A 24,589-nucleotide genomic window follows, 5' to 3' on the forward strand; every position below is an offset into this window, starting at 1 on the left:
AAAGGCCTCAAAGCCGTGTAGCGCGGCGCAGGCAGCAGCCCCACGATGGCCACCGACCCCACACAGCGTTATTACCGCGCGCCCTGCCCGGGCTGCGGCGCACCGGTTGAATTCCGCAGCGCGCAGTCCACGCACGCCGTCTGCGGCTACTGCCAGAGCACCGTCGTGCGCAGCGGCGATGTGCTCACACGCGTGGGCAAGATGGCCGAGCTGTTCGACGACCACAGCCCGCTGCAGCTCATGGCCAGCGGGCGCATCCAGCTCGATGGCAAGGACGTGCCCTTCACCCTGGTGGGCCGCCTGCAATACAAGGGCGATGCGGGTGTCTGGACCGAATGGGCCGCCTTCCTCAACGACGGCACCCTGGCCACCCTGGGCGAGGACAACGGCGCCTACGTCTTCACGCGCACGATCGACCCCGGCCGTGAAATGCCCGAGGCCGCGCGTTTTCGCATCGGCAGTACCACGGCCATCAATGGCAAGCCGTACAGCGTGGCCTACACGGGCCAGGCATCGCTGATCTCGGCCCAGGGCGAGCTGCCCAAGCTGCCGCCCCTGGGCGAGCCCTTCGGCATGGTCGAGCTGCGCAGCGCCGACGGCGAAGTGGTCAGCATCGACTACGGCCACACGCCGCCCAACGTCGAGCGCGGCAAGTCTGTGCTGCTGGAAGACTTGCAGCTCCAGGGCCTCAAGGACGAATCCGCCAAGGACGAAAAAGGCCGCCAGTTCAACTGCCCGCACTGCGGCGCGCCGGTGCAGGTGCAGCTGGCGGGCACCAAGAGCATCACCTGCGGCTCGTGCGCCAGCATCATCAGCCTGGACAGTGGCGTGGGCGGTGAGCTGCGCTCGGCCGAGCAGGACGAGCCCGTGCAGCCGCTCATCCCGCTCGGCGCCAAGGGCCAGCTGCAGGGTGTGCACTGGCAGGTGGTGGGCTTTCAGCACCGCATGGGCGTGGAGCCCGGCGACGACGAGCACTTCGGCTGGAGCGAATACCTGCTCTACAACCAGAAGCGCGGTTTTGCCTTCCTGGTGGATTCGGAAGAGGGCTGGAGCATGGTGCGCCCCACCACGGGCGCGCCGCAGATGGCGGCCACCGGGCGCTCGGCCACCTACATGGGCACCAAGTACGAGCTCAAGTACACCTACGAGGCCGAAACCACCTACGTGCTGGGCGAGTTTTACTGGCAGGTCACGCGCGGCCAGAAGACCACCAACCGCGACTTTGCCAGCGCCAAAGGCCTGCTCTCGATGGAGCAAAGCCCGAACGAGATCACCTGGTCGGCAGGGGACAAGCTCGCCAGCGATACGGTGGCCAAGGCCTTCAAGCTCGAAGACAAGGCGGACGCGCTGCAGCGCGACGACCCCGGCCCCTTCGCGGCCAAGTCGGGCCTGGGCTGCGGCACCATCATCCTGATTGCGATCATCATCATCATCTTGCTGTTGCTGCTCAGCCGCTGCAGCCGCTGCGACCCGCGGGTGGAAAACTGCTCGTCGTCCAGCTACCGCAGCTCGGGCGGCTCCTATGGCGGGTATTCGTCCGGCGGCAGCCACAAGTAACACCCCGTGGCCGGAAACCCAGGGGGACTCCGGCAGTTTTGCAACTCTTTCCGTCAGCTTGTCTGGCAGCAACCGTTTCGTTCAAGGAGATCCCATCATGATCGGCATCGAATGGCTCAAGCCCGCAGCGTTCCTCGGGTCCATCCTCTACGCCATCATCGGCGTGGTCATTTTCTGGCTGTGTTTTGTCATCGTGGACAAGATCACCCCCTACGACCTGTGGCGCGAAATCGTCGAAAAGCAGAACCAGGCCCTGGGGCTGGTGGTGGCGGCGATGTGCCTGGGCATCAGCATCATCGTGGCGGCAGCCATTCACTGACGCACCTTGCCTGAAGCGGCGCGTGCCCCTGCGGCGCGCCGGTACCTGCCTTGCAATCCGACCTGACTTCTCCTGCCTCGCCGTCCGAGGCCCCGGGCGCCCACTCCGGCCCCCGCCCCATCGAAATCGCCCTGCTCATCAGCGTGTTCGTCGTGGCCGCCTGCGGGCTGTTGTACGAGCTGGCTGCGGGTGCGCTCGCGTCCTATGTGCTGGGCGATTCGGTGCTGCAGTTCAGCACCATCATCGGCACCTACCTGTTCGCCATGGGCGTGGGCTCGTGGCTGTCGCGGTACTTCGAGCGGCAGCTGCCAGCGCACTTTTTGCGCATCGAATTGCTGGTGGCGCTGATTGGCGGCGCCTTGCCTGCCACGCTGTTCCTGGCCAACGCGTACGCGCCGGGCGCGTTTCGCTTTCTGCTGTACGGCATGGTGCTGATGGTAGGCACGCTGGTGGGCCTGGAGATCCCCTTGGTGATGCGCATCTTGAAGCGCAATGTGGCCCTCAAGGACCTGGTCTCCCAGGTGCTCACGTTCGACTACCTGGGCGCGCTGGCGGTGTCGCTGGCGTTCCCGCTGCTGCTGGTGCCACATCTGGGGCTCATCCGCACGGGGCTGTTGTTCGGGGTGATGAACGCGGCCGTGGCGCTGTGGGCGGTGTGGCTGTTTAGGCACGAGCTGCGGCGGCTGAAGGCGCACCTGATGGCCTGCGTGATGGTGCTGGGCATTCTGCTAGCCGCTCTGGCGGGGGCTGAGCACATCACCAGCGTGGCCGAAGACAAGTTCTACCAGGACCGCATTGTGTTCGGCACCGCGTCGCCTTACCAGCGCATCGTGGTCACGCAGGGGCGCGTGGGGCACCGGCTGTATCTCAACGGTAACCTGCAGTTTGCGCAGGCCGACGAGTACCGCTACCACGAAGCCCTGGTGCACCCCGCCATGTCGGCACACGGTGCGCCCAAACGGGTGGCGGTGCTGGGCGGTGGCGACGGCATGGCCGTGCGCGAGATCCTCAAGTACCCCTCGGTCGAGTCCGTGACGCTGGTCGAACTGGACCCGGCCATGACGAAAATCTTCAGCGAGAACCCCACGCTCGCGCGCCTGAACGGCAACGCGCTGCAGAACCCCAAGGTGAAGATCGTCAACACCGATGCCTTTGGCTGGCTGCAGGAGGGGGCGGACACTTTTGATGTCATCGTGGTGGACTTTCCCGACCCCACCAACTTCTCGATCGGCAAGCTCTACACCAACAGCTTTTATGCGCTGCTGGACAAACGCCTGGCGGCCAGTGGCTACGCGGTGGTGCAGACCACGTCCCCGCTGGTGGCGCGCAAAAGTTACTGGACGGTGGTGCAGACCATCGAGTCCGTGGGCTTGCACACCGCGCCTTACCACGCGCACGTGCCCAGCTTTGGCGAATGGGGCTTCATCATCGCGAGCCGCAGGCCCTGGCGCCTGCCCGAGGCCTTGCCCGACGGCCTGCGTTTTCTGGGCACCGACTCGCTGCCCCTGCTGTTCGATTTTCCGCGCGACATGGCGCGGGTGCCTGCCGAAGTGAACCGGCTGTCGAACCAGGCGCTGGTGCACACGTACGAGCGCGAGTGGGGAAAACACTGATGGCCCCCCTGAGCGGCTGCGCCGCTTCCCCCAGAGGGGGACGCACCCCGTGGCCTGGCAAAGCCAGTTCCACGGGTGCGCTGGCCTGGGCCGCGCCGGTTTCTCCGGGAGGTGGCAATATGGCGCCCCCAGGTTCTTGACGCCATGCAACGCCGCCACTTCCTAGCCACCGCTGCCGTCTCGGCGGCCACGGGCGTGCTGCTGCCGGGTTGCGACCGGGCGCCGCGCACGCTGGAAGGCGGCTTCACCGGCATCGACATGGCGCGGGGCCACCAGCTGCGCGATCGGCTCAAGGCCGGCACCTGGCCCGCACCGGCCGTGGTGCGGCGCGCGCAGGTCATCATCGCGGGCGGGGGCGTGGCGGGGCTGGCGGCGGCGCGGTCGCTGCGGCTGGCCGGGGTGGAGGACTTCGCGCTGCTGGAGCTGGAAGACAGTGCGGGTGGCAACAGCCGGGGCGGGGCCGTGCAGGGCATTGCCTGCCCGCTGGGCGCGCACTACCTGCCGGTGCCCGGCGACGATGCGCGCGAAGTGCAGGATCTGCTGGAAGAGCTGGGCTTGCGCCAGCGCGTGGCGGGCCGTTGGCGCTATGACGAACGCCACCTGTGCCACAGCCCGCAGGAGCGGCTTTTCTTTGAGGGCGAGTGGCAGGAAGGCCTGCTGCCCGCGCACGGGGTGCCGGACACTACGCTGGCCCAGTACCGCCGCTTTGCGCAGGCGGTGGACGACGCTGCCAAGGCCGCGCGTTTCACCATGCCCGTGCTGCGGTCGCTGGGCCCGGGCAAGCCGCTGGCCAAACCCCACCAGGCGCTGGATGCGCTGACGTTTGCCGCCTGGCTCGCACAAGAGGGCTTTGACGACGAGCACCTGCTCTGGTACCTGAACTACTGCTGCCGCGACGACTACGGCGCGGGCGCGGCGCGCGTTTCGGCCTGGGCGGGCATCCACTACTTTGCCAGCCGCCACGGTTTTCACGCCCCCGGCGAGGCGGCGGACGAGGCCCGTGAAAGCGTGCTGACCTGGCCCGAAGGCAATGGCTGGATCACCCAGCGCCTGGCCGAGCCCCTGCGCGCCGGAGGCCAGCTGCGCACCGCCACCAGCGTGCTGCGCATCACCGAAACCCGCCACGGCGTGGAGGTGGATGCCTTCAACCACGCCACCGACAGCGTGGAGCGGTGGCAGGCGCCGCGCTGCATCGTGGCGCTGCCGGTGTTCGTGGCGGCGCGCGTGGTGCAAAGCCCGCCCGCCTTCCTGACCGGCGCGGCGCAGCGCCTGCAGTCGGCCCCCTGGCTGGTGGCCAACATCCACATCGACAGCCCGCTCACCGACCGCCCCGGCGCCGCGCCCGCGTGGGACAACGTGCTCTACGCCGACCCCACCGCCGGCGGCCTGGGGTATGTGAACGCCGGGCACCAGCGGCTGGACACCCGCGCCGCTCTGGCCGGGCCCACGGTGCTCACCTACTACCAGGCGCTGGGCGACGTGCCCGACGGCCGCCAGCAACTGGCCACCCAGCCCTGGCAACCGTGGGCCGAGGCTGTGCTGGCCACCCTGGCCGTGCCCCACCCCGACCTGCGCCAGCGCGCCACGCGCGTGGACATCACCCGCTATGGCCACGCCATGGCCGTCCCTGCGCCGGGAATGCTCGGGTTTTTAAGCCAAATTGGCCTCCAGCGCTTATCTGGTAAGCGCAAACAGCTATCAAATGGGGAGCAAATGCCCTGGATTCCCACCCCCGCCACCGCGCGGCTGTCGTTTGCGCACAGCGACTGGTCCGGCTACTCGGTGTTGGAAGAAGCCTTCACGCGCGGGCATGGGGCCGGGCTGGTGGCGGCGGGGTGAGTGGGTGAAGGGGGGCGACGACGGGCAAGGCGCACCGCTACGCGCGCCGCACATCCCACCACAGGCCCAGGCACAACGCCACGCCCACGGCATACAGCATCCACGTGAGCGAGATGGCGTAGGGGTAGAACATGAGCGCCACGCCCCACCAGCGCGTGCGCCGCTGCGGCGTTTTTTTGCCATGCCAGTACGCGGCCATGCCGATAAGGCCGAACACGACGGCGCCCGCGATGTAGGCCGGGCTGGGCAGTTCCAGGCCGAGGGATTGCAATGCAGAAAGGGTGTCCATGCGGGTGGGTTCGGCGGTGGGGTGGCGGGGCGCGTGTGGGCAGCGGGACCGGTGTGATTCCCCAACGCGGCAAAAGGTCCATGAAAACAAGCCGGTGGGGGACCGCCTGAGTATCGGCATCGAACGCAGTACCCCGGTGGCAGTGGACATCACGTCCTGCGGGCATGCCATGTCCATTCCGGTGCCGGGCAGGCAGAAATTTTCATGAAAAAATGGCCTCTAGCGCTTGACAGTAAAGCGCAAGTAGCTATCAAATGGTGAGCAAATGCTCTGGATACTGACACCTGCAACAAGCCCGTTTGTGCACCGCGATGGGGCCGGCGATTCGGTGTTGGCAGAGGCCTTCACGCGTGGCCATGGGGCCCGGCGAATGGCGGCGGGTTGAACGAACACGATGGCGGGCACCGAACTGCACATCCACGTGGCGCGGCAGCAGCTGGACGTGGTGGTAGACGGCGCCATCGAGCGCAGCTACCCGGTATCGACCGCCCTGAACGGCGTGGGCGAACGCAGCGGCAGCGGCTGCACCCCGCGCGGCGCACACCGCGTGCGGGCCAAGGTGGGCGCGGGCTGCGCGCCGGGCACGGTGTTTGTGGGGCGCCGCGCCACGGGCGAAATCTATTCACCCGCGCTGGCCGCCCAGCACCCGGGGCGCGACTGGATCCTGAGTCGCATCTTGTGGCTCACCGGCTGCACGCCCGGCGTCAACCGGGGCGGCGCGGTGGACACGCTGCGCCGCTTCATCTACCTCCACGGTTGCCCCGATGGTTCGCCCATGGGCATGCCCGCCTCGCACGGCTGCGTGCGCATGACCAACGCCGATGTGATCGACCTGTTTGACCGGGTCACGGTAGGCACGTGGGTGCACATCGATGGAACACCGGCCACTTCGCCGCTGGCCGGTACAGCGCCATGACGGACCAGGCCCCTCCCCACAGCCCGGCGCCTGTACTGCCCGCAGTGGCCGCACCGCTTTCACTCGACCGCCGCTTCCTCGTTTTTCTCGGCCCCTTGGTGCTCACCAACATCCTGCAGGCGCTTACCGGCACGGTGAACCACATCTACGTGGGGCGGCTGCTGGGCGCGGGCTCGCTGGCGGCCGTGGCGTCGTTCATGCCGCTGTTCCTGCTGCTCAGCGCCTTCATCTTTGGCCTGGGCAATGGGGCATCCATCCTCGTTGGCCAGGCCTTTGGCGCGCGCAACCCTGCGCGGCTGCGCGCCGTGGCGGGGACCACGCTGTGCGCTGGCATGGTGCTGGGCCTCGTGCTGGGCACCGTGGGTATGGTGGTGGCGCGCCCCGTGATGGTGGCGCTGGGCACGCCCGCCGATGTGCTGACCCAGGCGGTGGTGTATGCGCGGGCCATGATGGCGCTGTTTCCAGTGCTGTTCACCTCCATGCTCACGGCGGCGCTGCTGCGCGGCACGGGCGACACCGTGACACCGCTGCGCGCGCTGGTGGTGTCGCTGTCGGCCACGGTGGTGCTGGCGCCGCTGTTCATCCGGGGCGTGCCCGCCATCGGGTTGCCTGCGCTGGGCATTCTGGGCGGGGTGGCCGCGCTGTTGCTGGCCACGCTGGCGTCGCTGGGCTGGACGGCCTGGCATCTGCGGCGCCGCGCGCATGTGCTGGCCCCCACGCGGGCGCTGGCGGGGCAGATGCGGCTGGACGCGGCCTTGCTGCGCACCCTCCTTCGTCTGGGCGTGCCCACGGGGTTGTTTTTCATCACAGGTTCTCTGGCGGACCTGGGCCTGCTGAGCCTGGTCAACGCCCATGGCTCAGCGGCCACGGCGGCCTGGGGCGCGGCCAGCCAGGTCATGTCGTATGTGCTGTTCCCGGCAATGGCGGTGGCCATTGCGTCGTCGGTGTTCGCGGCGCAGGCCATTGGTGCGGGCCAGGGCCACCAGGTGGTGGCCGTCACGCGCACCGGCATGCGCATGAACCTGTTGCTCACGGGCGGCCTGGCGGTGCTGATGTTCGGCGCCGCGCCCTGGGTGGTGGGCCTGTTTGTGGCCGACGCCCGCGTGACCGACATCGCTGCACGTGTGCTGCATCTCACGGTGTGGGGCGCGGTGTTCTTTGGGTGGGCCAGCGTGTATTCCAGCGTGATGCGCGCCAGTGGCACCGTGCTGGCGCCCACGCTCATTTCGCTCGGTTGTCTGGCATGCCTGCTCGTGCCGCTGGGCTGGCTGCTGGGGCGCCAGTTTGGCCTGGTGGCCACCTGGGCGGCCTACCCGGCCACCTACCTGTGTGCCCTGGTGCTGCAGGGGCTGTACTTCCATGGCGTGTGGCGGCGCAAGGGCTTGCCGCATCGCCTGGTCTGATACTGAACTGAAATTTGATGAAAATGAGGCTGTGGCGCTTGCTGAATAAGCGTAAGTAGCTATCAAATAAAGAGCATTCTGGGAAAAGGCGTGGCAGACGCCACCTTGCTGTTCGGGCCGTGCCCGGAATGCTCGCGCCGGGTGCGCGCCCTCCGCAGAAAAATGAGGCGTTTGCGGGGTCTGACCCCCATGGCTATTCCTGGTACACCGGCGTAGACTGGCAACGGAATTGCCCGTCAGTTGGAGTGGTCCATGCCAGCCAACTATGTCCCCGTGCAGCACCCCTGGTCGCCTTCGGCGTACCTCTCCAACGAGCCCGCAGGCTCCCGGGAGACGGGGTTCGCTTTTGCCACCATTTTTGTATCGGCGGCGCTGTTTGTGGTGGCAGTGGGGTTCGCCAGAATTCCACTGGGCCCGTTTCCTTCCTTCATCCCGATCTATGTCACCGCCCTGGTGATCTGCGATCTCATCACCGCCGTCCTGCTGTTCGGCCAGTACCGGGTGTTGCGGTCGGTGGCGCTGCTGGTGCTGGCGGGGGGCTACCTGTTCACGGCGACTTCCACCACCGCCTATGCCCTGATTTTCCCAGGCCTCTTTGCGCCGTCGGGGCTGCTCGGTTCTGGTCCGCAGACCTCGTCGGCCTTGTACATGTTGTGGCACACGGGGTTTCCGCTGGCCGTGATGGCGTATGTATCCGCCAGGACGGGGCCGCTGCGGCTGCCCGCACTGGTGCGGGTGGCGCGGGCCAAGCCCTGGCAAGGCATTGCGGGCGTGGTGGCGCTGGTGGTGTTGGTGGTGGTGCTGTTCACCGCCTTTGCCACGTCGGGGCATGCCTTTTTGCCCATGTTCATGGCGGGCGACCGCACCACGGTCGTGGGCAAGGTGTTCCTGGTGGGCATCTGGCTGTTGAGCCTGGCCGCGCTCGGGAGGCTGTGGCGCGGCAAGCCCCACACGGTGCTGGATGTATGGCTCCACGTCGTGATGAGCGTGTGGGTCTTCGACATCGCCTTGGCAGCCGTGCTCAATACCGGCCGCTACGACCTGGGCTGGTATGTGGGGCGCATCTATGGCTTGCTGGCGGCAGGCTTCCTGCTGATCGTGCTGCTCAGCGAAACGGCGCGCCAGCATGCGCGGCTGATGCAGGTCACCGCCGAGCTGCGGGTCGCCAACGACACCCTGTGGCAGATCTCGATGAAGGATGGGCTGACCCGGCTTGCCAACAGGCGTTCTTTTGACACGCACCTGGCAGAGCATCTGGCCGTTGCCGTGCGCCACCATCGGCACCTTGCGCTGGTCCTGGTGGATGTGGACCATTTCAAGGACTTCAACGACGCGTATGGACACCAGGCCGGAGACGAGTGCCTGAAATCGATTGCCCGCGCACTGGACACTTGCTGCCAGCGTCCGGCCGACCTGGCCGCGCGCTATGGGGGCGAAGAATTTGCGATGGTGTTGCCCGATACGGACCGCGAAGGCGCCGTGCACATTGCCCACGCCGCCCAGAAGGCGGTGGCCGCGCTGCAGATTGCACACCAGCACAGCTCCACAGGCGTGTGGGTCAGCATCAGCAGCGGCGTGGCCAGCGTCCGGCCTGGCGAAGGGCTGAGCGCCCAGGCGCTGATTGGCGAGGCAGACAAGGCCCTGTACCGTGCCAAGAACAGGGGGCGCAACCAGGTGGCCGTGGGGGAGGCTTCGCAGGCATAGCCGCTGCGCGCCCTGCCGCGCTTGTGGTGGGCCGCGCCGTGGGCGTCACGGGCACGTCACAGTGCATTCACCACCACGTCACATCGGCGCGGCATGGTTGCGGGTTTCCTCTTCGCCCCACAGTGACCATGTTCCGATCCTCTTCCCTCGCCGTTTGTGCCGCGCTGCTGTGCGTTGCCTCCTCCACCGCGTTTGCCCAGCAGGCGTATCCGGCCACGCTGGCAGGCCACGCCGTGCTGCCTGCCTTCACCGTGATCGCCGCGCCCAAGGACGGGCCTCAGGACCTGCAGGTCAGTGGCAAGTTCACCACGCCGCGCCGCGTGGAGGCCGTGGGTTCGGTGCCCGGCCTGTCCGGCGGCCGCAACACAGGGGTGGCGCTGCCCTTTCAGGGCCAGCCGGTGCAGGGCCACTCGGGCATCAAGCGCATGGCCGATGGATCGTTCTGGATCCTCACCGACAACGGCGCGGGTGCCAAGGCCAACTCGCCCGATTTCATGCTGTATCTGAACCACTACACCGTGGATTTCAAGACAGGTCACTTCAACCGCAAGAACACGGTGTTCCTGCATGACCCCGACAAAAAGGTGCCGTTTCGCATCACCCACGAGGGCACCGACAAGCGCTACCTGACCGGCGCAGACTTCGACCCCGAAAGCTTCCAGTTCGCCGGTGGCGCACTGTGGATCGGCGAAGAGTTTGGCCCCTTCCTCATCAAGGCCGACCTGAACGGCAAGGTGCTGGCCGTGTTCGAGACGCAGGTGGATGGCAAGGTCGTGCGCTCGCCCGACGCGCCCGGCGTGCTGATGCCCGGCGCCCCTGACGCCAAACCCACGCCGTTCGAAGTCAAGCGCTCCAAGGGTTATGAAGGCATGGCCTCGTCCAAGGACGGCAGCAAGCTCTATGCATTGCTCGAAGGCGCCCTGTGGAGCGACGAAGCCAAGGGCTATGAGAACGTGGGCGGCAAGCAGTACCTGCGTGTGCTGGAGTTTGACGTGAAGTCTGAGCAATGGACGGGCCGCCACTGGAAGTACGTGCTGGAGGCCAACCACCACGCCATTGGCGACTTCAACATGATCGACGGCACCACGGGCCTCATCATCGAGCGCGACAACGGCGAAGGCACGGCCGACAAGGCATGTCCTGAAGGTACCAAGCGCACCGACTGCTTCCACGACCTCGCCAAGTTCAAGCGCGTCTACAAGGTCGAGATGAGCGACGCGAACGTGGGCGGCGAGATCCGCAAGATCGGCTACATCGACCTCATGAACATCCAGGACCCGCAGCGCCTGGCGAAGAAGCCCCTGAACAATGGCGTGTTGACCTTCCCGTTCTTCACCATCGAGAACGTGGACGTGGTGGACGCCACGCACATCGTGGTGGGCAACGACAACAACCTGCCCTTCAGCAGCAGCCGCGAGCCCAACAAGGCCGACGACAACGAGCTGGTGCTGCTGGAAGTGGGCGAGCTGCTGCGCGCAAGGTAAGGGGCACCCCCCTGAGACGCTTCGCGTCTTCCCCCGCTCTCGCGCTGCGCGCGGGCAGGGGGACGCAGCCCTCGCTGCGGGGCGGCCCTTGCTCGGCTGCCCTGGCCTGGGTCGCGCCAGTTTTGAGCGCTGCAGACGGGTGCAATGCCCCGGAAAGACCGGTGTGTGGGGGCTCCAACCCTTGGGACACCTTTGAATGCTGCGGGTGGCAAAATTCCCGGTTCCCGTTCCAACGCTACACAAGCCGCGCCACCATGTTCACAGGCATCGTCCAAGCCACGGCAGGCATTGCCGCCATCCACGACCGCGCAGGCCTGCGCACCTTCACGCTCGACTTTCCCCAAGGCTTCTGCCAGGACCTGGCCATTGGCGCCAGCGTGTCCACCGATGGCGTGTGCCTCACGGTCACAGACATCCTCTCGCCCACACAGGCCAACTTCGACGTGATGCTGCAGAGCCTGAACATCACCACGTTGGGCAGCTACGGCCAGGGTGACCGCGTGAACGTGGAGCGCGCGGCCAAGGACGGCGCCGAGATCGGCGGCCACCCGCTGTCGGGCCATGTGGACTTCACCGGCACGCTCATCGAGCGGCGCGAGTTCGACAACAACCTGGTGTGGCGCGTGGCCGTGCCCGAGGCGTTTCGCCGCTACATCTTCGCCAAGGGCTACATCGCCATCCACGGCGCCAGCCTCACGGTGGCCGAGGTGAGCCGGCAAGAGGGCTGGTTCGAGATCTGGATGATTCCTGAAACACGCCGCGCGACGGTGTTTGAACACAAACAGGTCGGCGACCGCCTGAACATCGAGATCGAGCGCAGCACTCAGGTGGTGGTGGACACCGTGCGCGAGGCCGTGCAGGAGAGCCTGGGCCGGCTGCAGCCGGTGCTGGAAGCCCTGCTCAAGGAAAAGGGCCTGTCGCTCGAAGACTTCGTGCAGCCGCCGGTGCTGAAGTGAGGGCTTGAAATCGTCAACGCGTTCTGTTGGCGCTTGCGTTGGCCGAAAAAACGGGCGCGTTCAGGCCCCGGCCACGTAGTCCAGAAAACCGGTCACCCGGCGCATACGGCCATGTGCGTCGATCTCCGCCACATCGGTGCCGCGCGCTACGGGTTCTGCACCCTCGGCCGCCAGCGCCCACGAAAAACGCACCACATCATGGTGCCCCTCGGGTGTGCCCAGCAGCGTGAAGCGGTGGCCGGAAAACCGCTGCTGCGCACCGGCAATCAGTGCGGTCAGGCCGTCGTGGCCCTGGCCTTCCATCATGGGGTCCTGGTACTGCACTTCGCTGCTGAAGGTGCTGCGCACTAGGTGGTCGCGCTGTGCTCCGTCGGTAGCGTTCCAGGCCGCGATGTAGCGCGCGGCCAGATCGGGTGCGGCCGTGGCGGCGGTGGGGATGGTGGTGGGGTGCTCCAGGGTTTCGACGGTGTTCATGGCAAGGCTCCTTGTAGGGGTGGGGCGGGCCGTGCGCGGAGTGCTCGCGGCCTGGGGTCATTGTTCGAAGGAGCCTGAACGGCGTCGATAACCTCGCAGGTCATGCGCGTCCCTATCATCCAGGTCCCGGCATTTTCTGAACACCGTGCCCTGATGCTTTCTTCCACACCTCTCGTCCGCCCCCTGGCAGCGCAGGACCTGCCAGGCCTGCTCGCCGTGCAACTGGCCTGCTATGGCGCGGGCTTCGTGGAGAGCCGCGAGGTTTTTGCAGCCCGCCTGACCAGCCCGGCCAACTGCTCGCTGGTGCTCGAGCGCGCGGGCGTGGTCTGCGCGTACCTGGCGGCCTACCGGTCGTTGCGGGGCAAGGTGACGCCCCTGCATGGCGGCTTCGAGGCCGTACCGCAGCCCGATACGCTCTACCTGCACGACATGGCCGTGCTGCCCGGGTGCGCGGGCCAGGGCCTGGCCCGCGCGCTGCTGCAGCCGATGTGGAAAGAGGCCAAGGCCCGGGGCCTGCGGCATACGGCGCTGGTGTCGGTGCAGGGCTCGCAGGCGTACTGGGAGCGGCAAGGCTATGCCGTGCAAGCACTGGCCGATGCCGCGCAGCGCGAACGGCTGGCGAGCTATGGAGGCGGCGCGGTCTACATGGTGCGTGAACTCACCCCTTGATCAGCGCTTCCTTGCGCCATGATCCAGTCGCGGAAACGCCGCAGCGCGGGGTCGATCAAGGCTTCGGGACGGTACACCAGGTGGTAGGCCAGCGGCGTGGCCAGGGGCTTGCAGTGCACGCAGACCAGCTCGCGCGCGGCCAGTTCCTGTTGCACCAGCGCACGCCGCACCAGTGCAAAACCCCGGCCAGCCACGGCGGCCTCGATGGCGGCGTTGTGCGCGAAGACGATGCCGCCCTCGCAATCCAGGCCCGTGACGCCATGCGCCTCGCGCCACAGCCGCCAATCGCCTCGGTGCTCGTCGTGCAGCAGCCGGGCGCTGGTGATGTCGGCCACGCGCGCCGTCTTGCGCGGCGCCAGCAGGCGCGGGCTGCACACGGGCACCAGGTCATCGGCCACCAGCACCTCGGACTGCAGGCCGGGATAGATGCCCTGCCCATGGCGCACGGCAAAGTGCACGCCCTCGGCCGCCAGGTCCACCGCGCGGTTGGTGCTGCCCACGTGCACGTCCATGTCCGGGTGCAGCTGCAAAAAACCGTGCAGGCGCGGCACCAGCCATTGCACCGCAAAGCCCGGCGTGCAGCTCACCAGCACCGCATGCCGGCGGTTCGTCGATGCAATGCGTGAGGTGGCATGCCCGATCACGGCCAGACCCTCTGCGCAGGCGGCCTGGTAGTCGCGCCCGGCAGCCGTGAGCGCCAGCCCGCGCGGCTGGCGCTCGAACAGCGCGCAGCCCAGGAAGACTTCGAGCTTGCGCACCTGCTGCGAGACGGCGCCGGGCGTGACGTGCAGCTCTTCGGCCGCACGCCGCACGCTCGCGTGGCGCGCCGTGGCCTCGAAGAAGCGGACAGCGATCAGGGGAGGCAGGCGCATGGTGGTGGTGACTGGATAGTTTGGCTAAACAGGTGTAGAGAATAAATGGTTTGCCCTGGCTCTTCCCTGCGTCGAAGATCTACGGCATGGACCTCCCCAGCCTGCTCCGTTTTGTCGCCCTGGCCGCCCTGTGGGGCGGCAGCTTTCTGTTCATGCGCATCGCTGCCCCGGTGTGGGGCGCGGTGCCCACCGCCTTCGGCCGCGTGGTGCTCGGCGCCGCCGGGCTGTTGGCGTTGCTGGCCCTGGTGCGGCTGCGGCCTGCGTTCCAGGGCAAGCTCGGTGCCGCGCTGATGCTGGGCGTCTTCAATTCGGGCATACCTTTTCTGATGTTTGCACTGGCCGCACGCGTGCTGCCGGCGGGCTACAGCGCCATCCTCAACGCCACCACGCCGCTCATGGCCGTGGTGATCGGAGCGCTGGCCTTTGGCGAGCGCATTACCCTGGCCCGCGTGGGCGGGGTAGTGCTGGGCATGGGAGGGGTCGCGGTGCTCGCGCAGGCAGGGCCGGTCGTGCTCACCATGCCGGTGCTCGGCGGCATTGCTGCTTGCCTGGTAGCCACGGCCTGCTATGGCCTCTCCGGTTTCCTGACGCGGCGCTGGATCACCCAGCGCGGCGGACTGGACAGTCGCCTGGTGGCGCTGGGCAGCCAATGGGGTGCAGTGTTGGCGCTGGCTCCTTTCGCACTGTGGCAGACCGCGCAGCAGCCGGTGGCGACCTGGCTCTCGGCCGGCCCCGCCGTCTGGGGCGCCATGCTGGCGCTGGGCCTGCTGTGCACCTCATTCGCCTATGTGCTGTACTTCCGTCTTATTGCGGATGTGGGGCCGGTCAAGGCGCTCACCGTGACTTTCCTGATCCCGCTGTTCGGTGTGGGCTGGGGTTGGCTGGTGCTGGGCGAAGCGGCTACCCTGGCCCATGCGGCGGGCGGCGTGCTGATCGCGGTGGCGCTGTGGCTGGTGCTTCGGCCCGCGCCGGCAGCCGCAGCGCCCGCGTCCACCCCTGCAGCTGCCGTGCGGCGCTGAGCAAGGGTTAGCGAGGGTAGGCCGTGGCAGCCACGCGTCATGGCGGCTGGTCATAATGCGCGCCATGCCCCACCGCTGGAAACCCAACGTCACCGTGGCCGCCCTCATTGAGCGCGATGGCCGTTTTTTGCTGGTCGAGGAAGAGACCACGGATGGCCTCAAGCTCAACAACCCTGCCGGCCACCTGGACCCGGGCGAGTCGCCCATCCAGGCCTGCGCGCGTGAGGTGCTGGAGGAGACGGCCCACGATTTTGTGCCCACGGCGTTGATCGGCGTGTACCTCAACCGCTTCACCAAAACCCGCACGGGCGACGACATCACCTACATGCGGTTTGCGTTTGCCGGCACACTCGGCACCCACCACGATTGGCGCGCGCTCGACACCGGTATCGTGCGCACCCTGTGGCTCACGGCGGACGAGATCCGTGCATGCCCCGAGCGCCACCGCAGCCCGCTGCTGCTGCGCTGCCTGGAGGACTATCTGGCGGGCCAGCGGTTTCCGCTGACCTTGGTGCACACGGACATCTCGGTGACCGAACCTGCAGCCGAGTGACCGGCCCTGCCAGTGCGACAGTGGCTACTGGTCCACGGCGATCTTGTGGGTCTTCACGATGTTTTTGTAAAACTGGATGCGCTGCTGGATCTCCTTGCGGAAATCGACGGGCTTCACCGCTTCAGGGAGCATGGCGCCACGATCGTTCCACGCCTTGAGCGTTTGTGGGTCGCGAAGCACCGTGCGCATCGCTTCGTAGAGTTGCGCAACGATCGGTTCGGGCGTTTTTGCGGGCGCCGCCAGCCCCGTCCACGATGTGAGGTTCAACTCCGGCAACTTCAGCTCGTCGAAGGTCGGCACATCGGGCAGCTGGGGGGGGCGGATCGGTGACGCCACCGCCAGCGCGCGCAGGCGGCCGTTCTGAACCATGCTGAGGTTGGAGGACAGGTTGTTCCAGGTCATGTGTACTTGGCCCGCCTGCAGGTCGGTCAGCGCCGGGCCGGCGCCCCGGTATGGGATGTGGGTGATGGACAGCCCCAGCTTGGCCTTGAGCAGCTCCATGCTCAGATAGGCCAGCGAGCCGTTCCCAGACGAGGCGTAGTTCAGCTTGCCCGGGTTCTCCTTCACGTATTTCACGAACTCGGCGAAGTTCTTCACGGGCAGGCCGGGGGTGATCAAGAGCACATTGGCCAGGCGATCAATCAGCGTGATGGGGGTGAAGTCATTGACCGCGTCGTAGGGCAGGCTGGGCGACAGGGCGGGGTTGATCACATGCGTGGTCTGCGAGGTGACGATCAGCGTGTAGCCATCGGGCTGGGCCTTGGCCACCTGCGTGGTGCCGATGGTGCCGCCAGCGCCCCCTTTGTTTTCCACAATCACGGGCTGCCCCAGCACTCGGCCCAACCTGTCGGCTATCGCCCGGCCGGAGTTGTCTACGGCGCCTCCGGGCGGAAACGGCACCACCAGCGTGATCGGACGTGTGGGATAGCGGTCGGGCGCCTGGGCCAGGGCCGGCAGGGCAATGGCGCTCGTCACGGCGCTGGTCGATGCGATAAAGCGGCGGCGGTTCATGGGGGTGGGCATGGTGGGTCCTCTTGGTTGAAATCAGGCGTTGTCCAGGCAAGCGCTGCGGATATGGGCGGCCATCTCGTGCAGTAGGTCGGTGATGTCAGCGCGCACGTGGTTAGCGTGTGGCAGCGGCTCCCGCGTCTGCTCGTCCAGGTAGATGGCCCGGTTGATCTCGATCTGCAGGCTTTCATGACCCCGCGAAGGCGCCCCGAACCGGCGCAGCAGCTCCTGGCCTGCATAGGGGTCGTTGATGGCCACGCAGTAGCCGCGGCGGCGGAAAGCTTCGGCCACGCGCTGGGTGAATGCGCTGCTGCAGCTGCGACCGTTCAGGTCGCCCAGCACCACGTCGGCCAGCGGGCCGGGCGCCACGCGGCCCAGCCGCTCGTAGGCATTGCTGGGCATGGAATGCAAGTTCAAGTGCCAACGCGGGCCACGCTGGGCGGCGGCCTCCAGTGCCTGCGCCAGCGCATGCTGGTATGGGCGCCAGTAGTGGGTTATGCGGTGCGCCACCTCCTGGGCCGACAGGCGGCGCGCGTAGATGGGCTGGTGCGTGGGGGTGTGGCTGGGAACCAGTCCCATGCCCAGCTCCAGGGTGCGGGCGGTGGGGGCGGTGTTGCCGGGCCAGGCATCGGCCAGCATGGTGGGGTCGATGTCGTGCTCATGGCGGTTCGGGTCGATGTAGCTGCGCGCAAAGGTGGCGTGCACCAGCGTGCCGCCCACACGCGGCACGGCGTCCCACAGCCAGTGCACATGGGTGTCTTCGCACTTGCGCAGATCTGCGGTGGAGACGGCATAGCCAAAGTCGGGCGGATAGTCGGTGCCGCTGTGCGGAGAGTCGCAGACCAAAGGGATAGCGGCATCGGTGGCGGGCAGGAGCACCTGGACGGGCGCGGCGGGGAGAAGGGCTTCGGGTAGCTGCATGGTTCTCGGGAATCAAGGTGGGACAGATGTGCGAAGCGTAGGGAGCCAAGTGCCTGCGGGCAAACGACAATTTGATCTGCGCTGATAACCGGATGTAATCACCACCATGCAGTTCAAGTCCCCCTCGCTGCCCGAGTTGCACGCCTTTCTTGCGGTCTGCCAGCTTGGTAGTTTTCGACAGGCGGCGGGTGTGCTGTTCGTGACCCAGGCGGCTGTCAGCCGGGCAGTGCAACGGCTGGAGCAGCGGCTGGAATGCACGCTGCTGGACCGCTCCGGCCCCCGGGTGCTACCCACGGCGCGGGGCCGCGAATTCCAGCAATTGGTGGAGGCCCATGTGGCAGGCCTGGAGACCGCCGTGAGCCGGTTCGGGGTGCGCGCTTCAAAGCGTCGGCTGCGGGTCAGCGTAGTACCCACCCTGGCCACCCGCTGGCTTGTCCCACGGCTGGGCCAGTTCCACACGCTGCACCCGGACATCGAGATCGAGCTGCGGCCGTTCCACCACGATGAGAGTTTCACGCGCGACGACGTGGACCTGTGGGTCAATGTGAAGCGCCCCGGGCGCGCTTGGCCGCGCGGCATCCGTGCACGCTACCTGACGGGGCGAGAGATCGTGCCCGCTTGCACCCCGGCGCTGGCGGCCAAGCTGCGCCAACCGCGTGATCTGCTCAAGGCAACGCTGCTGTTGCACATCAACTTTCCCGGCAATTGGGCGCTGTGGCTGCAAAAGGCCGCAGGGATAGACGTAGCCCCCGTGCTGGGCCCGGGCTTTGATTTGGGCAACAACCTGATCGTTGCAGCCTGTGCTGGCATGGGGGTCACGGTGATCCAGCCCATGCTGATCGAAGCCGAACTGGCGTCGGGCCAGCTGGTGTTGCCCTTCAGCCCGGCCGTGAACACGGACCGGGGCTATTACCTGTGCAGCCGTGCAGCACTGGCCGAGAACGAAGCGGTCGCGCGGTTCACACGCTGGCTGCTGGGTGAGGCTCAGGCCAGCAGCGAACGGGCCGGCTTTTCAGCACGCGGCAGCGCGGCGCGCAAGAAGATGGCCTGACCTGCATGGTGCGGCGGGGGCACCCCTTTGCCGCCGAGGCCATCTCAGTCCGCCGTGAGCTTGCGCTCCTTGATGATCGCGGCCCACTGCGTGGATTCCTTCTGCATGAAGGCCGTGAGTTCAGCGCGGGTCGTGGGTTGGGGTGTCAGGCCATGCTTGTTCAACGCCTCCTTCACACCTGGGTCGTTCAGCACCTTGACGATCTCCTGGTTCCAGCGCTCCAGCAGCGGCACCGGTGTTTTGCCTGGGGCCACAAAGGCATACCAGTTCAGCGCCTCAAACCCCGGAAAGCCCGATTCCGCCACGGTGGGAATGTTGGGCAGATAGGCCGGACGCGTGAGGCCTGTTGTGGCCAGCGGGATCAGCTTGCCCGTCTCGATATGTGGCAAGGCCGTGGGTGGGGCCGCAAAGTAGGACGTGATGCGCTCGCCCAGCAGGTCCTGCAAGGCTGGCGCGCCGCCCTTGTAAGGCACGTGGGTCATGTCGATGCCCGCGCGCTGGTTGAACAGCTCACCCGCCAGGTGCGATGCGGAGCCCGCGCCCGTGGACGCAAAGTCCACGCTGCCAGGTTTCTTCTTGGAGAGCTGCACGAACTCTGTCAGCGTCTTTGCGCCCGCAGCCTTGTGCACCACCAGTACGTTCGGAAAGTTCACGCCCCCTGAAATTGCCACCAGGTCCTTGAACGGGTCGTAGCTCAGCTTCATGAGGTGCGGCGCGATGGTCAGCGGTCCCACCGAGCCGAACAGCAGCACCGTGCCATCGGGCGCCGCATTGGCCACGAACTGGTGCGCGATGTTGCCACCCGCGCCGCCCTTGTTGTCCACCACCACCGACTGGCCGATGTTCTCGCCCAGCTTCTTGGCGATCAGGCGCGCGGCGGCATCGGCCGCACCCCCGGCCGCAAAGCCCACGACCAAGGTAACGGGCTTCTTGGGCGGAAAATCCTGCGCGGCAGCGCCGAGGGCCAGTGGGAGGGCGGCCAGCGCCAGGGCGCAATGCAGCAGAGTGCGTTTTTTCATGGATGTCTCCTTCATCGTGGGTTGCTTGTGTGTGGGGTGGTGATGGCCTGGGCACTTAGTCGGCGCCCAGGCCAACCGGGTTGGGCTGGCGCTTTTCGACCGCATGGCGCAGCAGCGATGCGGTGCGGAAGATGCCGTGCGCAAACTTGCCGTAGGGCAGCGTGGCGAACAGCGCCATCACGGCGCCCAGGTGCAGGCACAGCAGCAGCGGCAATGCGGTTGTGCCGCGTGAGGCCCACAGCGCCAGGCCACTGGTGGCGGTGAGGAACAGCAGCGCGATGAAGGCGCGGTCCATGGGCTTTTGCGCGGCGTCGCCGTGCTCGGGGTGGCGGCGCAGGTTCAGCCGCCACAGGCCCGCAGTGCCGATGGCCAGGCTGATGCCGCCCACGCCGCCCAGCAGCTTGGGCAGGCTGGGCAGGTCGTAGGGCGCGGGCGCACCCAGCAGGTAGTGGTACAGCGTGGCCACGCTGGTGGCCGCAAAACACAGCAGGAAGCCGTAGAACGTGAGGTGGTGCATGCGCCTGCGCGACAGGGTGTAGGCGTCGTCCTCGTTGTGGCAGCCGTCGCCGTGGCCGCCGTCCAGGTATTTGAGGCGCAGCACGGCGTCGGTGGCCTCGGCAGCCGCTGGAGGCGACAGGCGCGCGCCGCTGGTGGCGGGTGTCACATCGCGCCAGAAACGGCGCACGCCCAGGCCCAGCGCGAGCACGGCGAACAGGAACACCGGCGTGAACAGGCCCACCAGCAGGTTGTGCGGGAAGATGCCGTAGAAGCCGCCTGAGGGGGCCTGCCATAGTGCGCTGAGGCCCTGGCCATGCAGCACCACGGCCAGAAGCAGGAACAGCGTGAGCCCGGCCACCAGCGCCAGCGCGAGGGTCAAGCCGTTGCGCTGGTACAGCTGGCCCAGCGCGGGCGGCCAGGCGTAGTCGGCATAGGTCTGGCCGCGCACCTGGGCCATGGCCTGCGGAATGTTCACTGCAAACTCGTGCGGCGGTGCGTACTGGCAGGCATGCAGGCAGGCACCGCAGTTGTGGCACAGGTTGGCGATGAAGTGGATGTCGGCCTTGCCAAACTCCAGCCGCCGCGTCATGGCGGGGAAGACGGCGCAAAAACCTTCGCAGTAGCGGCAGGCGTTGCAGATCTGCAGCTGGCGAGCTACCTCGGTCTCGGGCGCCGACAGCACGATCTCGCCATGCGCCAGCGCCCGGGCGTCGCGCGTCAAGGCTTCAAGCGTGTGCATGATTTGCTCCTGATTTTGTAGCCAATTGCGCATGATGAATAAGCGCTGGAGCCTGTTTTGATGCCAAAGCGGCCCGCGCACCCGCGATGCGACCAAACGCGGTGCCAATCGACATGCCGACACCGGCCGTGTAGCCCTTGCCCAGCACATTGCCAGCCATCATTTCGCCGGCCACAAACAGGTTGGGGCTGGGCTGGTTGTTGAACCGCACGGCAGCGGTGTCGTCGGTGTGCAGGCCCAGGTAGGTGAAAGTGACGCCGGGCTTGAGTGCGTAGCCGTAGAACGGGCCTGTGTCGATGGGCCGGGCCCAGTGCGTCTTGGCGGGCGCGACGCCTTCGGTGTGGCAGTCGTCCAGTGCGGTGTGGTCGAAGGTGCCCACGCGGCAAGCGGCGTTGTAGCCGTTGAGCGTGCGCATGAAGGTGTCCACGGGGAGGCCGAGCTTTTCCGCCAGCTCGGGCAATGTGTTCGCCTTCGCGCCCGGGAACACGGGCGGCATGAAGCGGCCAATGGCCTTGCTGTCGATGACCGAATAGCCAATCTGCCCCGGCTGCTGCGCTACCAGGCGGCCCCAGATGGCATAGCGCTTGGGCCAGAAGTCCTCGCCCTCGTCGTAGAAGCGCTCGCCGTTGCGATTCACCACTAGGCCCAGCGATACGCAGTCGATGCGTGTGCAGATGCCGCCGTCGTACAGCGGTGCGCGTGCGTCGATGGCCACCATGTGCGCCTGCGTGGGGTCGCCAATGCGGTCGGCTCCATGGGCGTCAAGCAAATGCTTGAGCAACACGCCCTTGTTGTAGGCCGTGCCGCGGATCAGGAAGTTGTCGGCTGGCCACTCGCCCCGTTCGTTCTGGCCCCAGGCCTCGCGCAGCCATTCGCGGTTCGATTCAAACCCGCCTGCGGCCAGCACGCAGCTTTTGGCGGCGATGCGCTCGCCATTCGCCAGGTGCGCGGCGATGAAGCGGCTGCCCTCCATCTCGATGCGCTCTACCGGCGCTTCGTAGCGGACCTGCACGCCCAGTTGTTCGGCGCTGCGGTAGTAGGCGTTGACCAACGCCTTGCCGCCGCCCATGAAAAACGCGTTGGTGCGCGCCACATGCAGCGTGCCTGCCAGCGCGGGCTGGAAGTGCACGCCATGGCGGCGCATCCAGGGCCGACAGGTACCCGATGCTCGGATCACCAGGCGCGCCAGGTGTTCGTTGGTCAGCCCGCCGGTCACCTTGAGCAGGTCCTGCCAGAACTCTTCTTCAGGGTAGGCATCGACCAGCACGTCCTGCGGCGCATCGTGCATGCAGCGCAGGTTGCGCGTGTGGGCCGAGTTGCCGCCGCGCCAGGCGCGCGGGGCCGATTCGAGCAGCAGCACGCTGGCGCCCGCTTCGCACGCCATCAGGGCGGCGCACAGGGCGGCGTTGCCGCCGCCGATGACGAGCACATCGACCGTGGTGGGTTCTGCGGAGTGGGGGGTATTTGGCACCGTGGTTTTCCATTCGTGGGGTGTAGCGCCACTGTAGAAATTTCGCCCCGGTGTGGGCAGGCCCGAAAGGGCAAGGGGCCATCACGTTTGGTGATGGCTTGATCACCTGAGTGCCGTTGGGGTGGCTACGCCAGCGTGGCGCCCACCCAGGTGCCCGATTGCACCAGCGCCCGCGTACAGTCCGCCAGCACCACGCGCGTGGCCAGGGCGGCGGGCGAGAGTTCGTCGTCTGACAGGCTGCACAGCGCTGCAGGGCGACTGGCCGGGGCGTCTGACAGCTCAGCCAGACCAAAGCGCTCATTGGCGTCGGGGTAACGCCCCACGGCGGCCCAGGGTTGCAGGGTGCTGCCCAGGCCCGCGTTCACGGCGTCCATCAACATCGCCAGCGAGTCGATCTCCATAGCCACATGGGGTGTCACCTGCGCTGCGGCAAACGCAGCATCGATGCGGCTGCGTAGCCCGTGAGGGCCTGTGGGAAGGATCAGCGGCTCGGCCTTTAGTTGTGCCAGGCGCAGCCGCTTGGGCAGCCTGGCGGGCAAGGTGCTGGCGCCGCCGTGGGCGCTGCGGATGAGGAACAGCCGCTCGTCCAGCAGGGGCAGCACGCTCCAGCGGCGCGCGGGCTGGGTGTCGAACAGCACGGCCAGGTCTAGTTGGCGCGCGTTGAGCATGTTGGAGAGGTGGCCCGACAGGCTCTCGACCATGTGCAAGCGCACATCGGGGTAACGCTCGCGCATGGCCCGCATCAGCGGCACGCCCAGCACCGACGCCGTCGTGGGCGCCAGGCCCACACTCACGGTGCCCGACAGGCGCGCCTGCTGCGCCACGCGCGCCGCCTGCTCGGCATGGCGCAGGGTGAGCTGCGCCTCGCGAAAAAAAGCCAGCCCGGCTTCAGTGGGCACGGTGCCCTTGCTGGTGCGTTGCAGCAGCCGCGTGCTGAGCTCGCCCTCCAGCCGGCTGATCTGCTGGCTCAATGCCGACTGCACCATGTTCAGGTCCAGTGCGGCGCGGCCCATGGAGCCGAGTTCGACGATGCGGACGAAGTAGCGAAGCTGGCGCAGTTCCATGGGGCGATGGTCGCACAGTCCCACCAGTGCCCGTGCGGCCGCCCACAGCCCTGTCGCCAGGACGCCAGTGCGTCAGAACGAGTGCACCACCCCGGCCGATACGCCCGTGGCGTTCGCTTTGTTGGCCGCGCCCTGGAAGCCATTGCGCCAGCGGGTGTTGTCCAGCTCGGCGTAGAGCTTGGTGCGGCGCGAGAGCTTGTATTCGGCAAAAGCCACCAGGCGGCCATAGCCGTCGTCGGTGGCACCCGTGCGGGTGCGGTCCACCTTGTAGTAGGCCGCTGTCAGGTCGAAAAGGGGTGTCACGGACCAGGTGGCGCCTGCCGAGAGCACGCGCTGCACGGTGTGTTTGCCGGCCGCTGTTTCTGCCTCGCTGCGTGCGGCATTGGCGGCAAGGCGCACGGTGCCCCATTGGTAGGCAGCGCCCAGGGTGCTGCCATCCAGCGTGCGCTGGTTCGTGTCCTTCAAGTTTTGGTACGCGCCCGAGACCACGAACCCGTCGGCGGCCCAGGCCAAGCCCAGGCCGCGCGACGACAAGGCCGATTGCTGCGAGGCCACTTCGCCCAGGCCCCACATCGCACGGGCGGTGAAGCCACCGAAACGGCCGGTGTACTTGAGGGCATTGTCCAGCCGGTACGAGCCCGATGTGCTCCCCGCGCTGCCGAACTCGATGCCCAGGCCATGCTGGCTGAGCGCGGCCACGCCGATGCTGGGGTTGAAGCTGGCAAAGCGCATGCCCAACGGGTCCACGGGCGAGACGGCATCGGCCAGCGTGGTGGTCTGGCGCCCCAGGGCCAGTGTGCCCCAGCCCCCTTGCAGGCCCACCCAGGACGCGCGGTCAAAATATTTGCTGGCGTTGGCCGAGGTGCCGGTGTCGGCGTTCAGGCCACTCTCGAACTGGAACAGCGCCTTGGCACCATCCCCCAGGTCTTCGCTTCCGCGAAGGCCCCAGCGGCTGGTGGTGTGGATGCCGCTGCCCAGGCTGTGTGACGACCCGGGTGCAGCTGCATGCGAGGCCGTGAGGCCGCTGCCATGGCGCAGGCCCAGGTCGATGGTGCCGTACAGCGTCACGCCGCTGGTTTGCGCTGCCACGCAGCTGCTGGCCAGCGCGGCGCAAAGCGCTCCTATTCCTTTTCTCATGGGTGTCTCCTGTT

Annotated in this window: 23 protein-coding genes; 13 read left to right on the forward strand and 10 right to left on the reverse strand. The window is 67.2% G+C overall.

Translation table 11 applies throughout. The features are described from left to right. Nucleotides 1–45: 45 nt before the first annotated feature. From IB243_RS11165 to IB243_RS11180, 4 genes are all read left to right on the forward strand, one after another. Nucleotides 46–1,557, forward strand: a complete 1,512-nt coding sequence (locus IB243_RS11165) for a DUF4178 domain-containing protein (RefSeq protein ID WP_192427012.1) — start codon at nt 46–48, stop codon at nt 1,555–1,557. 97 nt (nt 1,558–1,654) lie between these two features. After that, the gene (locus IB243_RS11170; protein WP_010464743.1) at nt 1,655–1,876 is read left to right on the forward strand and encodes a DUF350 domain-containing protein; all 222 of its coding nucleotides are present in this window, start codon (nt 1,655–1,657) and stop codon (nt 1,874–1,876) included. Between the two features lie 50 nt (nt 1,877–1,926). Next, nucleotides 1,927–3,489 carry a polyamine aminopropyltransferase gene (locus IB243_RS11175; protein WP_192427014.1) on the forward strand — a complete coding sequence of 521 codons (1,563 nt, stop codon included), beginning with the start codon at nt 1,927–1,929 and terminating at the stop codon, nt 3,487–3,489. Between the two features lie 144 nt (nt 3,490–3,633). Beyond that, complete coding sequence (locus tag IB243_RS11180) at nt 3,634–5,328, forward strand: NAD(P)-binding protein (RefSeq protein ID WP_192427016.1); 1,695 nt, start codon at nt 3,634–3,636, stop codon at nt 5,326–5,328. 37 nt (nt 5,329–5,365) lie between these two features. Here the strand turns inward: IB243_RS11180 and IB243_RS11185 are convergent, their stop codons facing one another. After that, nucleotides 5,366–5,617 carry a hypothetical protein gene (locus IB243_RS11185; RefSeq protein ID WP_192427018.1) on the reverse strand — a complete coding sequence of 84 codons (252 nt, stop codon included), beginning with the start codon at nt 5,615–5,617 and terminating at the stop codon, nt 5,366–5,368. Between the two features lie 394 nt (nt 5,618–6,011). Here IB243_RS11185 and IB243_RS11190 point away from each other — a divergent pair, with 394 nt between their 5' ends. The 5 genes from IB243_RS11190 to IB243_RS11210 all read left to right on the forward strand — a co-directional run bounded on the left by IB243_RS11190 (nt 6,012) and on the right by IB243_RS11210 (nt 12,080). Further along, nucleotides 6,012–6,533 carry a L,D-transpeptidase gene (locus tag IB243_RS11190; RefSeq protein WP_192427020.1) on the forward strand — a complete coding sequence of 174 codons (522 nt, stop codon included), beginning with the start codon at nt 6,012–6,014 and terminating at the stop codon, nt 6,531–6,533. Further along, a complete protein-coding gene (locus IB243_RS11195; RefSeq protein WP_225584889.1) occupies nt 6,530–7,936 on the forward strand; it encodes an MATE family efflux transporter in 1,407 nt (468 codons plus the stop codon). The genes IB243_RS11190 and IB243_RS11195 overlap by 4 nt, the downstream gene beginning before the upstream one ends. Before the next feature lie 252 nt (nt 7,937–8,188). Further along, nucleotides 8,189–9,640, forward strand: coding sequence for a diguanylate cyclase domain-containing protein (locus IB243_RS11200; protein WP_192427033.1), 1,452 nt, complete (start codon nt 8,189–8,191; stop codon nt 9,638–9,640). A gap of 128 nt (nt 9,641–9,768) precedes the next feature. Continuing rightward, nucleotides 9,769–11,124 carry an esterase-like activity of phytase family protein gene (locus IB243_RS11205; protein ID WP_192427036.1) on the forward strand — a complete coding sequence of 452 codons (1,356 nt, stop codon included), beginning with the start codon at nt 9,769–9,771 and terminating at the stop codon, nt 11,122–11,124. 254 nt (nt 11,125–11,378) lie between these two features. Then, complete coding sequence (locus IB243_RS11210) at nt 11,379–12,080, forward strand: riboflavin synthase subunit alpha (protein WP_192427039.1); 702 nt, start codon at nt 11,379–11,381, stop codon at nt 12,078–12,080. A gap of 60 nt (nt 12,081–12,140) precedes the next feature. Here IB243_RS11210 and IB243_RS11215 read toward each other — a convergent pair whose 3' ends face one another. Beyond that, nucleotides 12,141–12,554: a nuclear transport factor 2 family protein gene (locus IB243_RS11215; RefSeq protein WP_192427042.1), complete on the reverse strand. Its 414-nt coding sequence runs from the start codon at nt 12,552–12,554 to the stop codon at nt 12,141–12,143. 153 nt (nt 12,555–12,707) lie between these two features. Here IB243_RS11215 and IB243_RS11220 point away from each other — a divergent pair, with 153 nt between their 5' ends. Next, a complete protein-coding gene (locus IB243_RS11220; RefSeq protein WP_192427045.1) occupies nt 12,708–13,223 on the forward strand; it encodes a GNAT family N-acetyltransferase in 516 nt (171 codons plus the stop codon). Here the strand turns inward: IB243_RS11220 and gcvA are convergent. Beyond that, nucleotides 13,196–14,095 (reverse strand): transcriptional regulator GcvA, encoded by a 900-nt coding sequence (gcvA, locus tag IB243_RS11225; protein WP_192427048.1) that lies wholly within the window; start codon nt 14,093–14,095, stop codon nt 13,196–13,198. The genes IB243_RS11220 and gcvA overlap by 28 nt on opposite strands. Before the next feature lie 86 nt (nt 14,096–14,181). On the opposite strand from gcvA, the gene IB243_RS11230 reads away from it, so the two are divergent. Together IB243_RS11230 and IB243_RS11235 are read left to right on the forward strand one after the other, a co-directional pair. Beyond that, nucleotides 14,182–15,114, forward strand: a complete 933-nt coding sequence (locus IB243_RS11230; RefSeq protein WP_035197523.1) for a DMT family transporter — start codon at nt 14,182–14,184, stop codon at nt 15,112–15,114. A 64-nt stretch (nt 15,115–15,178) separates the two neighbouring features. Beyond that, on the forward strand, nt 15,179–15,667 hold the full coding sequence (locus IB243_RS11235; RefSeq protein ID WP_010464715.1) for an NUDIX hydrolase: 489 nt from the start codon (nt 15,179–15,181) through the stop codon (nt 15,665–15,667). A gap of 24 nt (nt 15,668–15,691) precedes the next feature. On the opposite strand, the gene IB243_RS11240 is transcribed toward IB243_RS11235, so the two are convergent. Both IB243_RS11240 and IB243_RS11245 read right to left on the reverse strand, forming a co-directional pair. Next, nucleotides 15,692–16,690, reverse strand: a complete 999-nt coding sequence (locus IB243_RS11240; protein ID WP_192427051.1) for a tripartite tricarboxylate transporter substrate binding protein — start codon at nt 16,688–16,690, stop codon at nt 15,692–15,694. A gap of 21 nt (nt 16,691–16,711) precedes the next feature. Next, nucleotides 16,712–17,596: an N-formylglutamate amidohydrolase gene (locus IB243_RS11245; RefSeq protein WP_057271278.1), complete on the reverse strand. Its 885-nt coding sequence runs from the start codon at nt 17,594–17,596 to the stop codon at nt 16,712–16,714. Nucleotides 17,597–17,702: 106 nt separating this feature from the next. Here IB243_RS11245 and IB243_RS11250 point away from each other — a divergent pair, with 106 nt between their 5' ends. Next, nucleotides 17,703–18,647 carry a LysR substrate-binding domain-containing protein gene (locus IB243_RS11250; RefSeq protein WP_010464709.1) on the forward strand — a complete coding sequence of 315 codons (945 nt, stop codon included), beginning with the start codon at nt 17,703–17,705 and terminating at the stop codon, nt 18,645–18,647. Between the two features lie 44 nt (nt 18,648–18,691). On the opposite strand, the gene IB243_RS11255 is transcribed toward IB243_RS11250, so the two are convergent. From IB243_RS11255 to IB243_RS11275, 5 genes are all read right to left on the reverse strand, one after another. Further along, nucleotides 18,692–19,666 (reverse strand): tripartite tricarboxylate transporter substrate binding protein, encoded by a 975-nt coding sequence (locus IB243_RS11255; protein WP_192427053.1) that lies wholly within the window; start codon nt 19,664–19,666, stop codon nt 18,692–18,694. Nucleotides 19,667–19,721: 55 nt separating this feature from the next. After that, nucleotides 19,722–20,903, reverse strand: coding sequence for a tricarballylate utilization 4Fe-4S protein TcuB (gene tcuB / locus IB243_RS11260; protein ID WP_192427055.1), 1,182 nt, complete (start codon nt 20,901–20,903; stop codon nt 19,722–19,724). Then, entirely contained in the window at nt 20,890–22,374 is a 1,485-nt protein-coding gene (tcuA, locus tag IB243_RS11265) for an FAD-dependent tricarballylate dehydrogenase TcuA (RefSeq protein ID WP_192427057.1), read from the reverse strand. The genes tcuB and tcuA overlap by 14 nt, the downstream gene beginning before the upstream one ends. 125 nt (nt 22,375–22,499) lie before the next feature. Then, entirely contained in the window at nt 22,500–23,438 is a 939-nt protein-coding gene (locus tag IB243_RS11270) for a LysR substrate-binding domain-containing protein (protein ID WP_057271281.1), read from the reverse strand. Nucleotides 23,439–23,510: 72 nt separating this feature from the next. Further along, on the reverse strand, nt 23,511–24,575 hold the full coding sequence (locus tag IB243_RS11275; protein WP_192427059.1) for a porin: 1,065 nt from the start codon (nt 24,573–24,575) through the stop codon (nt 23,511–23,513). Nucleotides 24,576–24,589: the final 14 nt, after the last annotated feature.

It is taken from the genome of Acidovorax sp. ACV01 (assembly GCF_014851495.1).
Taxonomy (GTDB): domain Bacteria; phylum Pseudomonadota; class Gammaproteobacteria; order Burkholderiales; family Burkholderiaceae_C; genus Acidovorax; species Acidovorax radicis.